General features: G+C 64.8%; 13 protein-coding genes and 1 tRNA gene. 7 read left to right on the top strand and 7 right to left on the bottom strand.

Annotation, left to right across the window (positions count from 1 at the left end; all coding sequences use genetic code 11):
• Nucleotides 1-177 precede the first annotated feature (177 nt).
• Nucleotides 178-1,011: a metallophosphoesterase gene (locus LRS09_RS26665; RefSeq protein ID WP_257810075.1), complete on the bottom strand. Its 834-nt coding sequence runs from the start codon at nt 1,009-1,011 to the stop codon at nt 178-180.
• Nucleotides 1,012-1,178: 167 nt separating this feature from the next.
• Here LRS09_RS26665 and LRS09_RS26660 point away from each other — a divergent pair, with 167 nt between their 5' ends.
• Complete coding sequence (locus LRS09_RS26660; protein ID WP_257810074.1) at nt 1,179-2,069, top strand: PfkB family carbohydrate kinase; 891 nt, start codon at nt 1,179-1,181, stop codon at nt 2,067-2,069.
• A gap of 10 nt (nt 2,070-2,079) precedes the next feature.
• On the opposite strand, the gene LRS09_RS26655 is transcribed toward LRS09_RS26660, so the two are convergent.
• Nucleotides 2,080-2,631 carry a histidine phosphatase family protein gene (locus LRS09_RS26655; protein WP_257810072.1) on the bottom strand — a complete coding sequence of 184 codons (552 nt, stop codon included), beginning with the start codon at nt 2,629-2,631 and terminating at the stop codon, nt 2,080-2,082.
• A 154-nt stretch (nt 2,632-2,785) separates the two neighbouring features.
• Between LRS09_RS26655 and LRS09_RS26650 the strand changes: the two genes are divergently transcribed.
• From LRS09_RS26650 to LRS09_RS26635, 4 genes are read left to right on the top strand one after another with little or no spacing between them, the layout of a single operon-like run.
• Entirely contained in the window at nt 2,786-3,736 is a 951-nt protein-coding gene (locus LRS09_RS26650; RefSeq protein ID WP_257810071.1) for an AEC family transporter, read from the top strand.
• A 38-nt stretch (nt 3,737-3,774) separates the two neighbouring features.
• Nucleotides 3,775-4,782, top strand: a complete 1,008-nt coding sequence (locus tag LRS09_RS26645) for an Ldh family oxidoreductase (protein WP_257810070.1) — start codon at nt 3,775-3,777, stop codon at nt 4,780-4,782.
• Nucleotides 4,783-4,804: 22 nt separating this feature from the next.
• Complete coding sequence (locus LRS09_RS26640; RefSeq protein WP_257810069.1) at nt 4,805-6,259, top strand: NAD-dependent succinate-semialdehyde dehydrogenase; 1,455 nt, start codon at nt 4,805-4,807, stop codon at nt 6,257-6,259.
• Nucleotides 6,260-6,270: 11 nt separating this feature from the next.
• Complete coding sequence (locus LRS09_RS26635) at nt 6,271-7,365, top strand: aldose epimerase family protein (RefSeq protein WP_257810068.1); 1,095 nt, start codon at nt 6,271-6,273, stop codon at nt 7,363-7,365.
• Between the two features lie 259 nt (nt 7,366-7,624).
• On the opposite strand, the gene LRS09_RS26630 is transcribed toward LRS09_RS26635, so the two are convergent.
• Entirely contained in the window at nt 7,625-8,545 is a 921-nt protein-coding gene (locus tag LRS09_RS26630) for a sugar kinase (protein WP_257810067.1), read from the bottom strand.
• A 132-nt stretch (nt 8,546-8,677) separates the two neighbouring features.
• On the opposite strand from LRS09_RS26630, the gene LRS09_RS26625 reads away from it, so the two are divergent.
• Nucleotides 8,678-9,118 (top strand): FixH family protein, encoded by a 441-nt coding sequence (locus tag LRS09_RS26625; RefSeq protein WP_257810066.1) that lies wholly within the window; start codon nt 8,678-8,680, stop codon nt 9,116-9,118.
• Nucleotides 9,093-10,340, top strand: coding sequence for a cytochrome-c peroxidase (locus LRS09_RS26620; RefSeq protein WP_257810065.1), 1,248 nt, complete (start codon nt 9,093-9,095; stop codon nt 10,338-10,340). The genes LRS09_RS26625 and LRS09_RS26620 overlap by 26 nt, the downstream gene beginning before the upstream one ends.
• Nucleotides 10,341-10,343: 3 nt before the next feature.
• Here LRS09_RS26620 and ggt read toward each other — a convergent pair whose 3' ends face one another.
• The 4 genes from ggt to LRS09_RS26600 form a co-directional block, all read right to left on the bottom strand.
• Entirely contained in the window at nt 10,344-12,104 is a 1,761-nt protein-coding gene (gene ggt / locus LRS09_RS26615) for a gamma-glutamyltransferase (RefSeq protein ID WP_257810064.1), read from the bottom strand.
• A 28-nt stretch (nt 12,105-12,132) separates the two neighbouring features.
• Nucleotides 12,133-12,840, bottom strand: coding sequence for a lipoyl(octanoyl) transferase LipB (gene lipB, locus LRS09_RS26610; protein ID WP_257810063.1), 708 nt, complete (start codon nt 12,838-12,840; stop codon nt 12,133-12,135).
• 111 nt (nt 12,841-12,951) lie between these two features.
• Nucleotides 12,952-13,036 (bottom strand) — tRNA-Leu (locus tag LRS09_RS26605).
• Nucleotides 13,037-13,179: 143 nt separating this feature from the next.
• Nucleotides 13,180-14,169: a glycosyltransferase family 2 protein gene (locus LRS09_RS26600; protein WP_257810060.1), complete on the bottom strand. Its 990-nt coding sequence runs from the start codon at nt 14,167-14,169 to the stop codon at nt 13,180-13,182.
• Nucleotides 14,170-14,361 lie beyond the last annotated feature (192 nt).

Below are 14,361 nucleotides of genomic sequence, written 5' to 3'. Positions count from 1 at the left end.
CAATCGTTGGCGATAGCTTTGCAGGCTCTAGTCGTTTTCGCCCGAAAGTGGAAGGGTGAAATCGCCGCGCCTGGGGTGCGCGGGAGCCTGTGCGTGTCGGAAATGGTTGCTGGAGCAGGCGTCGCGAACCCCTCTGGCCTTTAGTCAGGCACGGTGCAGCTGTACTGGCCCGCCTCGTTATGGTCCCGGCGGCACCGTGACGGTTCCGGCCTCTCCGCCGGTGAGCGGTTCCCATTCGATCCGGTCGTCCAGCCGATACTCGATCGTATGGATCACGACGGACGTGTCGTCGATCAAGGCGAGGTTGTAGCTCGGCTCGATCGGACCATGCCCGTAGGCGAGGCGTCCCTCGAATTCCGGCCAGCCCGGATGGCTGGTGGAACGCGGCGCGGAAAAGGGGACGCGCTCGATCGAGCCGGACAGCGACATATGGCAGTGACCAAAGAAGACGTGGCGGATCGTGTCGCGGTGGCGGCTCAGGATCGCGGCGAACTCCTTCTTCTGGACCAGCGCGAGGATATCGGTCGCGAGCACGCCGATCTGCACCGGGTGATGGTGCAGGAACACGAGCGCCGGCTTGCGCTCGCGCTGAGATTCCTCGAGCTGGGCCGACAGCCATGCGAGGCGTTTCGGCCCGAGGCGGCCGCTGTGATTGCCGGCAAGGTTCGTGTCGAGGAAGATCAGACGATGGCCGCCGATCTCGCGGACGTGCTGGATATAGCCATCCGCGTCCACCGGCGCGTCGGAGAATATCTCCTTGAAGGTCTCCCGGTGGTCGTGATTGCCGATCATAAGAATCGGCTCGATCGGAGACGCGGCAAGGATCTCGCGGAGCTTCAGATAAGCCTCGCGCTTGCCGTGATGGGTGAGGTCCCCGGAGATCACGACCGCGTCGGCATCGGCATGCCGCTTCTCCACGTGGGCAAGGCAGGCTTCGAAGGCGGCGACCGAATTCTGTCCCGCGATCGGGTCGGCATTGATGTGGATGTCGGAGATGTGAACGAGTTTCATGTCCGGTTGCCCCTTGCCCTTGCCTCTTATCCGAGCACGGGCGACAGCGGAACCCGCCGGCCTTGTTCCGCAGCGGGAGGCTCCAGAAATCGCTTCGCCGGCCGGCGCCAAAGAGGATAGGCTGGCCCTGTCCGCGACACCGCGGACGATCACGCTGGCGGCTTTCTATGACGACCATCCTGTGCGCGGGCGTCGCGGTCATCGATTTCGTCTACCAACTCGACGAGATGCCGCGCCGCGCCGAAAAATACCGGGCAAAGGACGCCTGGATGACCGGCGGCGGCAACGCGGCCAATGCCGCCGTCGCGATCTCGCGGCTCGGCGGCCGGGCCCGCCTTGCCGCGCGCCTGGGCGACGACGCCGTCGCGGACATGATCGTGTCTGGGCTGGAAGTCGAGGGGGTCGACTGCGCGCTGGTCCGCCGCTTCGCCGGGCGGAAATCGTCTTTCTCGGCGGTCTTCATCGACGCGGCGGGCGAGCGACAGATCGTCAATTATCGCGACATGGACATTTCCTTTGGGGCGGAGTGGCTGGCGGTTGCGGATCTCGGCCAATTTGACGCTGCACTGTCGGACACGCGCTGGCCGCAATGCGGCGCCGCGGTGCTCGGCCGGGCGAGGGAGCGCGGCGTGCCGGGCGTGCTGGACGCCGAAGCACCGATCGCGCTCGCGGAGGGCGCGCTGATGCTCGCCTCGCACATCGCCTTCTCTGCGCAAGGTTTGCGCGACTATGCGGGTCATTCCGACCTTGCGAAGGGATTGCGCGAGGCGGCGCGTACCACAGGCGCTTGGGTTTGCGTAACGGACGGCGCGAAGGGCGTCTTGTGGTTAGACGGAGACGACGTGCGCAGCGTCCCGGCTGTTGCCGTAACCGCGGTGGAGACGCTTGGTGCGGGCGATGTGTGGCACGGCGCCTTTACGCTGAAGCTTGCCGAGGGCGAAAGCGAAGAGGCGGCGATCCGTTATGCCAATGCCGCCGCGGCGCTCAAATGTGCCGGCAGTGGAGGCCGCGCCAGCTATCCGAGGCGGACGGACGTGGACGCATTCCTGTCGAACTGACCAAGGCGGCTCAGAACCGGATGCGGCCGAGGACGTGCAGGCCTTCGTCACGCAACTGGACGATGACGGCCTCGCCCTCGCGTGCGTTTTCTCCCGTCAGCGCCGCGATGTTCTCCAGGTGGGTGACCATCACCATGTTGCCGGAGCCGCTCCCGGCGCGGATTTCGTCGAGAACCTCCCTCGACTGGGCGTCCTTTTCGGGAGAATCCGGGGCGAACGGGTCGAGAGCGTCGAATTCCTCGACATCGTCCGTGCCGAAGGCCAGTCGCGCCGTTTCCTTGGTGCGGCACCAGCGACTGGTCAGCACGCGCTCGACGGGAGCGGCCCGTGCTGCGAAGAGCGCGCCGAGCTTGCGCGCCTGCTGCCGCCCGGAATCGGAAAGATTGCGCTGGGTGTTGCACTTCTCGATGTCGAAGTTGGCCGGCTCACCGGAGCCGGGCGCGAAGGCATGGCGCAGCAGCACTACATGCCCTCCCTCCCGCAGAAGCGCCCACCCCGCTTCCGTCGCGCCAGCCGCGGTCGCTGCGAACAGAGCCAGCGCAAGTATCAGACATCTCAGCATGCAAACCCCTGTCGGTCCGCATCGATATAGGGTCGGACGGCCGGAATCAAAGACAATCGGCTTACCGGCCGGCAGGCGTCCGGCCCGCTGGACCAGCTGAGGCGGCCGGCTTGCGCCGATTGCACCCGGCGGGCGGCTCGCCTAAACCCGCGTCATGTCTTCCGTCGTGGAAACCGTCCTGTTCGTCTTTGGCCTCGTCGCGGCCGGCTATCTGGCCGGCGTGACGAACTATCTGAAGGTCGAGGTCGGAGACGCCGTGGCCGAGTTCGCCGTTAGCGTGGCGCTGCCGCTGCTCTTGTTCCGCACCATGCTGGGGGCAGATTTCCATGGCGCTGCCCCTTGGGCCTTCTGGGGCGCCTATTTTGCGGGCGCCGTCGTCACCTGGGCCGCTGGACAGATCCTCATCGTCAAAGGCTTTGGACGCGACGCCAGGGCAGGGGTGGTCGGCGGCGTCACCGCCGCCTTCTCGAACATCGCTTTGCTCGGCATCCCTTTCATGCTTGGCGTCTACGGCCAGGAAGGGTTTGAGACACTATCGCTGCTGCTCTCGGTCCATCTCCCGGTCATGATCGCCGCGTCCATTCTGTTGTTCGAGATCGTGGGGCGCGAGGACGGCGAGAAGTTCAGGCTTGGTCTGCTCGTGCGCGCGTTTCTCAGGCGGATGTTCACGAACCCGCTGATCATCGGCATCCTTGCCGGGCTGCTGATCCGGATATCGGGCCTTGAACTGCCTGGCCTCGCAAACAGGCTGGTGGACGCGATCGCCGACGTCGCCGCTCCGGTCGCCCTGTTCGCGCTGGGCCTGAGCCTGCGCAAATACGGCATCGCCCGCAATGTAAAGGCAGGAACGGCGCTCGCGCTGATCAAGCTGTTCCTGATGCCGGCGCTGGTGCTCGGTAGTGCCTGGCTTTTCGGCCTGCCGCCGCTAACGGCCAAGGTCGCGGTCGCGGCGGCGTCGCTGCCGGCCGGCGTCAATTCCTACCTCATCGCCACCCAGTTCGGTACCGGCCAGGCGCTTGCGTCCAACGGCATGACGATCGGCACTGCGATGGCGGTCGTCACGACGACGATGTGGCTTGCGATAGCTCAAGCCGTGTTCGGTTAGGACGCAACCTTGACCGCGCAGAAACGGAGATCCCTTTCGTGACCCAGGAAATCGTTCCGGTTGACGTCGCGCACGCGCTCGTCGCAGCGGCGCTGACCGCATCCGACACCTCGATCGAGAACGCCGGTCTGGTCGCGGATGCGCTCGTCGGTGCCGAACTGGTGGGGCAGGTCGGTCATGGCCTGCGCCGCGTTGCCGCCTATGCCGCGCAGGCACGCGCCGGCAAGGTCGATGGCCACGCCGTACCGAAGCTGATCCGGACCAGGCCTTCGGCGGTCCATGTCGATGCCGGGACCGGCTTTGCCTATCCGGCATTCGATCTTGCCGGGCGCGAACTCCGGGACATGGCCAGGATGCAAGGCATCGCGGCCGCCGGCATCGTCCGCTCTCATCACGCAGGTGTCACGGGACTAGTCGTCGAAGCGCTCGCCGATGCCGGCCTCATCGCGCTGATGCTCGCCAACGCCCCGGCCAGCATATCGCCGTGGGGCGGCCGCACGCCACTCTACGGAACGAACCCGATCGCGTTCGCCTGCCCGGTGGAGGGCACTTTTCCGATCGTGATCGATCTGTCCCTGTCCAAGGTCGCGCGCGGCAAGATCATGGCCGCCGAACAGAAGGGGGAACCGATCCCGGAAGGCTGGGCGCTCGACCGGGACGGCAGGCCGACGACCGACGCGTCTGCGGCCATGGCCGGCACCATGGTGCCGGTCGGCGACGCCAAGGGCACTGCGCTCGCCCTGATGGTGGAACTGCTTGCTGCGGGGCTCACGGGCGCCAACTATGCCTACGAGCAGACTTCCTTCTTCGACGCCGAGGGCGGCCCTCCGGGCAGCGGGCAGACGATCATTGCGATTGATCCTCAAGCCTTCGGTGGGGTAAGAGCCTTGAGCCGGTTTGCGGAGATGGCCGAGGCCATCATGCAGGTCGACGGCGCGCGCGTGCCTGGGGCGAGACGCCATGAGATGCGTGCGCGGCTAAGGCGCGACGGTATTGCCGTCGACAGCGTATTGCTGAACGAAATCAAACAGATTGCTGCCCTTTGAAACGGCGGCAGGAGGCCACGAAATGCTCCAGAAGACCAGCCACTACATGCGCCAGGCCAATCTGATCGGCGGCGAATGGATCCAGGCGGATTCAGGAGCCACCATCGACGTCACCAATCCTGCGACGACGCTGAAGATCGGCACTGTGCCGAAATCCGGCAAGGCCGAGACGCGCCGTGCCATCGAGGCGGCGCAGACCGCCTTCGAGAGCTGGAGGAAGACGACCGCCAACGACCGGTCCAAACTCCTGCGCAAGCTGCACGACCTGATCCTGGAGAACCAGGACGCGCTGGCCGAACTGCTGACGATGGAGCAGGGCAAGTCGCTTACCGAGGCCAAAGGCGAGATGGCCATCTCGGCCGCCTACATCCTGTGGTTCGCCGAGGAAGGCCGTCGCACCTATGGCGACACGGTGCCGAGCCCATGGGCGGAGCGCCGCATCCTGGTGACCAAGGAGCCGGTGGGCGTGGTCGCGGCCATCACACCTTGGAACTTCCCGTCCTCCATGCTCGCGCGCAAGATCGGCCCGGCGCTCGCCGCCGGCTGCACCGTCGTCGTGAAGCCCGCCTCGCAGACGCCCTATTCCGGCTTGGCCTGGGGCGCGCTCTGCGAGGAGGCCGGCTTCCCCAAGGGCGTGGTCAACATTGTGACCGGCTCGGCCAGCGAGATCGGCGACGAGATCTGCGCCAACCCGCTGGTGCGCAAGCTGACCTTCACCGGCTCGACAGAGGTCGGCAAGATCCTGATGGAGAAGTGCGCCTCCACCGTGAAGAAAGTGTCGATGGAACTCGGCGGCAACGCGCCATTCCTTGTTTTCGACGATGCGGACATCGATCGCGCCGTGGAAGGTGCGATGGTCGCCAAGTATCGCAATTCGGGTCAGACCTGCGTCTGCACCAACCGCTTCTTCGTGCAGGGGGGCGTCTACGACGCCTTTGTCGAGAAGCTGGCGGCAGCCTCGAACAAGCTCAAGGTCGGCAACGGGCTCGACGCGGGCACGCAGCAGGGACCGTTGATCGACGAGAAGGCGGTCGAGAAGGTCGAGGAGTTCATTCAGGATGCGACCGCCAAGGGCGGCAAGGTCGTGGCCGGCGGCAAGCGCCACGAGCTCGGCGGCTCTTTCTTCCAGCCGACGGTGATCGCCGAGGCGAAGCCCGACATGATGTTCATGAAGGAAGAGATCTTCGGCCCGCTGGCTCCCGTTTTCCGTTTCAAGACCGAGGAGGAGGCGATCCAACTGGCGAACGACACCCAGTTCGGCCTTGCTTCCTACGCCTATACAGGCTCGCTTAACCGCGCCTTCCGCGTGATGGAGGGGCTGAAATACGGCATGGTCGGCATCAACGAAGGCCTGATCACCACGGTCGAGGCGCCGTTCGGTGGCGTCAAGGAATCCGGCCTCGGCAAGGAAGGCGGGCACCAGGGCATCGAGGACTATCTCGATACCAAGTATGTCTGCATCGGCGGCCTGAAGTAGCGGGCAGAGCGATGGAAGGCGAGGTCTTCGGGACGACCGCGGAAGGCGAGACCATCCATCGCTACCATATTTCCGGTGGCGGGCTGACCGCCACCGTCATGGAATGGGGCGCGGTCCTGCAGGATCTGCGCCTCGAGGGGCATACGGCGCCTCTGGTGCTGGGCTTCGACCGCTTTGACGACTATCCGGCCTCGTCGCCCTATTTCGGCGCGATCGCGGGTCGTTACGCGAACCGCATCGCCAACGGCAAGTTCATCATCGATGGCCAGCGCTTTCAGGCCGACACGAACTTCCTCGGCAAGCATACCCTGCATGGCGGCTCGAAAAGCACCGGCAAGCGCGTCTGGTCGCTCGAAATGCGCGGCAGCGATTTCATTACGTTGAGGCTGCTCGACCCCGACGGGTTCATGGGCTTTCCGGGCAATCTCGACATCACCTGCACCTACCGTCTCAAGCTGCCCGGCACGCTGTCGATCGAACTGTCGGCGACGACCGACCAGCCGACGCTGTGCAACCTCACCAATCACTCCTACTTCAACCTGGACGATGGCGGCTGGGATTCGATCCTCGACCATCGCCTGGTCATCAATGCCGGTGCCTACCTGCCTGTCGATAAGGAGCTCATCCCGACCGGTATCGTGGAGCCCGTCGAAGGCACCGATTTTGACTTCCAGCTCTCCCGTCCCATTCGTCTGGAGAAGGCTGGCGAGCAGGTGATCTACGACCACAATTTCTGCCTCTCCTCCCACCGCGGCCCGCTGAGACAGGCGGCCTGGGCGCAAGGTTCGTCGTCCGGCGTCGAGATGGAGATGTGGACCACGGAGCCCGGCGTGCAATTCTATGCCGGCCACAAGGTCGCGCGCGAGGTGTCCGGGCTGCAGGGGCGAAAATACAAGGCTTGGGCAGGGTTCTGCCTAGAGGCGCAGGCCTGGCCGGATTCGCCCAACCGTCCGTATTTCCCCCAGGCGATCCTCTGGCCCGGCGACCGCTACCGGCATGTGACGGATGCCGGTTCAGGCTGGCGTGACTATCTCGGTATTGTGTGTGTGATCGTTCCGTCGGCGTACCGGTCGATCGTGACCGTGATCGAACTGCCCGCAGGGTAGAGTGGCAGAGTCGGTCCGCGCAGCACCATCGTTCTGCTGTCATCGAATCTGACGAAATATGAAGCGCCTCCTTTTCCGCTGGCGACGGAGATCACTGTCACTGGCTTAGTCTGCGACGAGACAACGCTGCCATGATCAATGAAGGGCGTCACCGCCGCCAGAAGCCCGACCACACCCGCTATCGCCAGTGAGCCGATGAGTGCCGTGTTGAGTAGGCTATCGCACCCGGTGTTGGTCCGCATTTCAAATTCAGATGGTATCAGCCGAGGTTAGCCGCAATACGCAAGGTTTCGTAGGGTGCCAGCGCGCCGCGCACCATCACGGTGGTGGCGGCGACGCGATGCGCCAGCGCGGCCGAGTCCAGCGGCGACCGCCCGTCCAGCGCCGCCGCGAGGTAGCCGCCGTTGAAGCTGTCGCCGGCGCCGGTCGTATCCACCGCGTCGACGCGAAGCGCGGGGACCAGGTAGGAATCCGACCTGTCCACCACCAGGGCAGGATCGGCTCCGTTCTTCACCACGATCTCCCTCACGCCGGCGCGTCTTAGGCGCTCCGCCGTGGCTTCGGGACCAACGTCGCCGAAAAGGGCCTGCTCATCGGGAAAGGTCGGTAGGGCAATGTCGGTGATGGAGATCGCCTCCGCGATCATCGCCCGGGCCTCATCCGACGACCTCCACATGCGGGGCCTGTAGTTGGGGTCGAAGGCGATGAGGCTGCCGGCCGCGCGCGCAGCGCTGATCGCGGCGAGCAGGACCGATCGCGCGGCGGGTTCCAGAATTGCCAGGGTGATTCCGGAAAAGTAGACAAGCGCTCGATCTTCAAGGCTTTTCGCCAACTTTCCGCCATCGGATGCCAGTTGCCGCGCCGCTGCGTCGCTGCGCCAGTAGGTGAAGGATCGCTCCGCGCCCGTCAGCGTAATGGCGTAAAGACCGGGCCGCGCGCCGGGGATCACCGGGCTTGCCGCCACGCCGATCCCGGCCTCGGCGAAGAACGACGTCTGCTTGGCCGAAAACGGGTCGTCGCCGAAGGCGGAGACATAATCGCACGGCAACTGCGTCAGCGCCCGGATTGCCCATAATGTGTTGAAGGTGTCGCCGGCATAGCCGAGCGTCCACGCGCCATCCGGGCGCGCGGACAGTTCCAGCATGCATTCTCCCACCGAGGCGACGCCCTTGCGATCCATTCGCTTCTCCCTTCGTCGCGTCGTCTATAAGGGTTCCGCCGGTTCGGCGACAAGGTCTGCAAAAAGGCGCTTGACCTTCCAGTAACCGGAAGCCTCAGCCTGTCTGGGCATTGATGAAGAGGAGAATATTCAATGCTGCGCAGCCGCAAGGTCATCGTCGTTTCCGCAGTTCTGCTGGCTATCGTGCTGGCGGTGATCGCCTACATGATGATCGCCATGGCGCCGCCGTCGAATCTCGATCTGTCTCGGGGCAGGACGACCGCCAAAGGCCTCTTTGCCGTCGAGATTGCGCCGGAGAATCCGGCCTTCGAGCGTAATACGCTGCACAGTTGGATCGTGACGGTGCACACGCCGGCTGGAGAGCCGGTCGAAGACGCGCAGATTACGGTCGATGGCGGCATGCCTCAGCATGGCCACGGCCTGCCGACGGCGCCGCAGGTCACGGCTTCTCTGGGCGAGGGGCGCTACCGGATCGAGGGCGTGCGCTTCAACATGTCCGGCTGGTGGGAATTCAAGCTTCGCGTCAAGGCCGCGGCTGGAGAGGACGATGTCATATTCAACCTCAGCCTTTAGCGCCTTTCGCCGCACGCTTTCCGGCGTTGTCATCGTCGTGCTCGGCGTTATCGCCGGGTGCTCCGGCGAGGAGTTCTCGGAAGCTGAGAAGGCGACGATCGCTTCGCTGTCGCTCGACGCCCTGCCGCCGCTGCCCGCCGATCCGTCGAACCGCTTCGCCGACGATCGGCTCGCCGCCGCCTTCGGCGCGACGCTATTCTTCGAACCGCGCCTGTCCGGTCAAGGCGACGTGTCGTGCTCGACCTGCCATCAGGTCGACCGGCAGTTCCAGGACGACCTGCCGCTCGCCCGCGGCGTGGGGGTGACGGATCGCCGGACCATGCCGCTCGCCGGCGTCGCCCATAGCCCCTGGCAGTTCTGGGATGGTCGCAAGGACAGTCTCTGGGCGCAGGCGCTGGGACCACTGGAGGATGCGCGCGAGCACGGCGGCAACCGCACCGCCTATGCGCACTTCATTTCGGCGTCGCTGAACGATCGCTACGAACGCATCTTCGGACCGCCGCCCGATCTCTCGGATGTTCCGCCCAATGCCGGCCCGCTCGGCTCTGCCGAGGAGCGGGCTGCGTGGGCGACGATTCCCGACGCGAAACGCGCGGAGATCGACGCCGTCTTCGCCAATATCGGCAAGTCGCTCGCTGCCTTCGAGCGCTCCATTCGCCACGAGGAAACGCGCTTCGACCGGTTTGCGAAGGCGATCGCGGCGGGCGAGACGCCGCAAGGCGATGCCGCGTTCGACGAGACGGAGAAGCTCGGTCTGAAGCTGTTCATCGGCCGCGCCAATTGCGTGACCTGCCATGCCGGACCGCGGTTCAGCGACGAGCATTTCCACAATACCGGCGTGCCGCAGCCACCGGAATTGCCGGAGGATTCCGGTCGCGCGGGCGGAATTCCGAAGGCGCTCGCCGATCCGTTCAACTGCCTTGGCCGCTACAGCGATGCGAAGCCGGAGCAATGCGGCGAGCTGCGCTTCGTGGCAAAGGACGACCCGCTGATGGTCCGGGCCTTCAAGACGCCGTCGCTGCGCGGGGCTGCGTCGCGCCCGCCCTACATGCATTCTGGCCAGATCGCCACGATCGGGGACGTGATCGAGCACTATGCGGCTGCGCCGCGTCCGCCGAAGGGGGAGAGCGAGTTGCAGCCGCTGACGCTGTCCGAACGCGAGAAGAGCGCATTGGCTGCGTTTCTGAAAACCCTCGACGTCGGGGCTTCGCCGTCGAACTGACGCTCAATCGCCGACCACGACGCCCTCGCGGCGCGGATCGGCGCCGCCGTCGATGCCGTTCGCCGTGATTGCGACGCCCTGCAGACCCGAATTCTGCTCCTTCGCCGCGGTCTTGTAGCCCAGCGCCTCCAGGTCTTTCACAAGTGACAGCGCCGACGTCCCGGCTTCCACATCGTAGGTGCCGAAGCGGTTCGTCAGATGTGGCAGGGCGATGGCCTCGCTGATGCCCATCTTCCAGTCGACCAATGCGACGATGGTCTTCGCGACATAGGGAATGATGCTCGATCCGCCGGGCGAGCCGAGCGCAAACACCGGTTTGCCATCCCTGAGGATGATCGTCGGCGACATCGAGGAGCGCGGCCGCTTGCCCGGCTCGACGCGGTTCGCAACGGCGCGGCCATCCTCCTCCGGTGCGAAGGAGAAGTCGGTCAGCTGGTTGTTGAGCAGGAAGCCGCCCGTCATCAGCCTTGAGCCGAAGCCGTTCTCAATCGAACTCGTCATCGAAGCGATGTTGCCTGCGTCGTCGACGACGACGAAATGCGTGGTCGACGGCATGTCGAGCGAGAAGCCGTCGCGGCGCAATTCGGCCTTGTCCCAGGGCGGATCGCCTGCGATTACGCTGTCCTGGGGCAGGGCGGTCGGACGGCGCAACAGGGCGGAGCGGGTGCTAAGGTAGTCGGCGTTGAGCAGTCCCTTCGGGATCGAGACGAAGTCCGCGTCGGCGACATAGCGCTCGCGGTCGGCGAAGGCGAGGCGGGTCGCATCGCCGAGGATGCGCCAGCTTTCCGGATCGTCCGGCCCGAGCGTCGCGAGTTCGAAGGGCTCGACCATGCCCAGTATCTGGCCGATGGCCAGCGCGCCGGAGGAGGGCGGTCCCATGCCACAGACTTCGAGGCCACGATAAGGCGCGCAAACCGCCGGACGCTTGATTGTCTTGTAGTCGGCAAGGTCTTCGCCTGAGAGGAGGCCAGGATTGTTCGGATGGCTCCTGACGGCCTCTACGATACTGGCGGCGATTGGCCCCTTGTAGAAGGCGTCAGGACCGTCCCTGGCAATTGACGAGAGCGTTTCGGCATAGGCCGGATTCCTGAGTGTTTCTCCCGCCGCGATCGGCTTGCCGGCCGGGAAGAAATAATCACGCGTCGAGGCCTGTGTGCCGAGCTTGTCGGCATCGTCGGCCACGAGTGCGGCCAGTCGTGGCGACACGGCGAAGCCTTCCTTAGCGAGATCGATCGCCGGATTGAAGAGGTCGGCCCAGCCGAGCTTGCCGTAGGGGCTGTGTACCGTCTCGAGCAGCCGAACGACGCCAGGTGTGCCGACCGACCGGCCGCCGACGACGGCGTCGAAGAATTTCAGCGGCTTGCCGTCGGTGCCGAGAAAGAGGTCACCCGTGGCTGCTTTCGGTGCCGTTTCCCGTCCGTCGAAGGTCGTGACTTTGCCCGACGCCGCGTCGTACCAGACGAGGAACGCGCCGCCGCCGAGGCCGGACGATTGCGGCTCGACCAGGCCGAGCACGGTCTGCACCGCCACAATTGCATCCGCTGCCGAGCCGCCGGCGCGCAGCACGTCTAGTCCGGCCTGGGCAGCGACCGGATTGGCGGCTGCCACCATATGGCGCTGCGCGTGTGTTGCCGCCTTCGGCGCCGTGCCGGTGGCCGCCTCGGGCGCTATCGTGTCAGTTGCTTGCTGGGCGAGCGCGGGTGAGGGCAGGGCAAGCGATAGTGCCACCGATGCGATGCGGAGCAAATTTGCGAGCACGGTCATGGGACGCCTCCTGGACCCGATCATCGGGTCAGGATAGCGGGCCGAACACCTCTTCGAAAGCCGCCTTCAGCGCGACGTCGAGATCGGCCATCGTTACTGGCAGGCCGAGGTCTACAAGGCTCGTCACGCCGTATTCGGAGATGCCGCAGGGCACGATCCCGCCGAAATGGTCGAGTTCCGGCTCGACGTTGATCGAGATGCCGTGGAAACTCACCCATTTGCGCAGCCGGATTCCGATCGCGGCAACCTTGTCCTCGGCGGCATGGCCGAAGACAGGCGGCTTGTCCGGCCGCACGACCCACACGCCGACACGATCCTCGCGCCGCTCGCCCTTGACGTTGAAGCGCGCCAGGGTGCGGATGATCCATTCCTCGAGGCTCGCCACGAACAATCGCACGTCCTCGCGACGGCGCTTGAGATCGAGCATCACATAGGCCACGCGCTGGCCGGGGCCGTGATAGGTGTACTCGCCGCCGCGGCCAGCCGCATGGACCGGAAAGCGGTCCGGCTGCACGAGATCTTCGATCCGGGCGCTAGTGCCTGCCGTGTAGAGCGGCGGATGTTCCAGGAGCCAGACCATCTCCGGCGCCGTCCCGGCACGAATCGCCTCCGCACGCGCCTCCATCGCCGCCAGCGCGTCCGGGTAGGCGACGAGGCCGGGCTCGATCCGCCATTCGACGGGCAGGCCTTCTCCACGTGGCCAGAAGCTGGTGACTATGTCCTGTCGGATGTTCACGGCATGCGCTCGGTTTCGAGCAAGATATGGGCCTTCGCGGCACGGACGTCCAGCTGACGCAAGCACCTTCGTCGCTGGCCCGGACGTTTGCAAACTCTATCTGGGAGAACTTGGTGCGGTCGAGAAGACTCGAACTTCCACGGGTTGCCCCACAGCGACCTCAACGCTGCGCGTCTACCAATTCCGCCACGACCGCACGTGGTAGGGCCGGTCGTGACCGGCCCGGCGCATGTAGCAAATCACCTTTCGTGAAACAAGTGCGGCAGCGGGTGAATTTCCCGTCTTTTAAATCTGCTCCCGATAGCCATTGCGGATGTGGGTCAACATGCCGGCTTCGGCTTAGCTCTCGGTATTCGGTTCCGCTGCGGAAGACCCGCGGACCGTGGGGTCGGCGCGCTTGAACGTCGTCTTTCCGACGACGAACTGCGGTGCATTGTTCACGCGGGTGTAGATCCTGCCGACATATTCGCCGATCACGCCAATGCAGAAGGTCTGGATGCCGCCGATGAAGAGCACGGTGGCGATCACAGAGGCCCACCCGGGCGGCACCTGCGGATTCAGCATCCGCTCGCCGATCACCAGGATGAAGACGATCAGGCTCAGAAGAGCGAGCGCGAAGCCCGCGACGGTGGCCGCGCGCAGCGGATAGATCGAAGAGCCGGTCGCCATCTTCAGCCAGAGCGAGAAAAGGCGGCGGAAATTGTAGGTGCTCTCGCCTTCCCAGCGCCGCTGGTGCTTGATCTCGACCGAATCGATCGAGTTGGTCGTCGCAAAGATGAGGGCGTCGAGATAGGTGTATGGGCCGTCGTAGCGTAGCACCGCGTTGACGATATCCCGGTTGAGCGCCTTGAAGGATGAGAGATAGAGACCTTTCGGCTTCTTCATCAGCCAGGTGGCCGCGATGTCGTTGATCCGGCTTCCCCACTGCTTCCACAGTGCGTGCTTTCGCTCCGCATATCTGGTGTAGCAGACATCCGCCCCGCGCTCGATCCGCTCGGCAAGCTGCAATATGGCCGAGGGCGGGTGCTGCAGGTCGTCGTCCATGATGACGACGATCTCGCCGCGCGAGAATCGCAGCCCGGCCATAGTCGCATTATGCTGCCCCACATTCTTGCGCAGCGAAACGCCGCGAACGAATGGATATTTCGCTGCCAGTTCCTCGATGACCGACCAACTGCCGTCCGGGCTGCAGTCATTGGTGAGCACGAGCTCGAAACTGGAGGCGTAGGCACTGCCAGCCATCGCGCCCTCCACTTGCTTCACCAATTCGGGCAGCACCGTCATGCTGCGGTATACGGGGACGACGATGGAGACGATAGGATTTGACACTCAAGGCACCATGTTTTGTCTCGTTGAAACGAAAACGTCGCCAACGCACTGTCAAGCTGGTCGTTGTCGAAGCGAGACTTCCGCTTTCGATTTACGAGATAGTCGGCGGCAATGCGATAAGATAGAGCTGCACAGCATAGGCACGAATTGCGACTCCGCGCAGGGTATCATCCCGGTGCTATTTGCATGCCG

This window comes from Mesorhizobium sp. J428, from assembly GCF_024699925.1.
Classification (GTDB): Bacteria; Pseudomonadota; Alphaproteobacteria; order Rhizobiales; family Rhizobiaceae; genus Mesorhizobium_A.
This window is presented reverse-complemented; position numbering and strand designations above follow the sequence as displayed.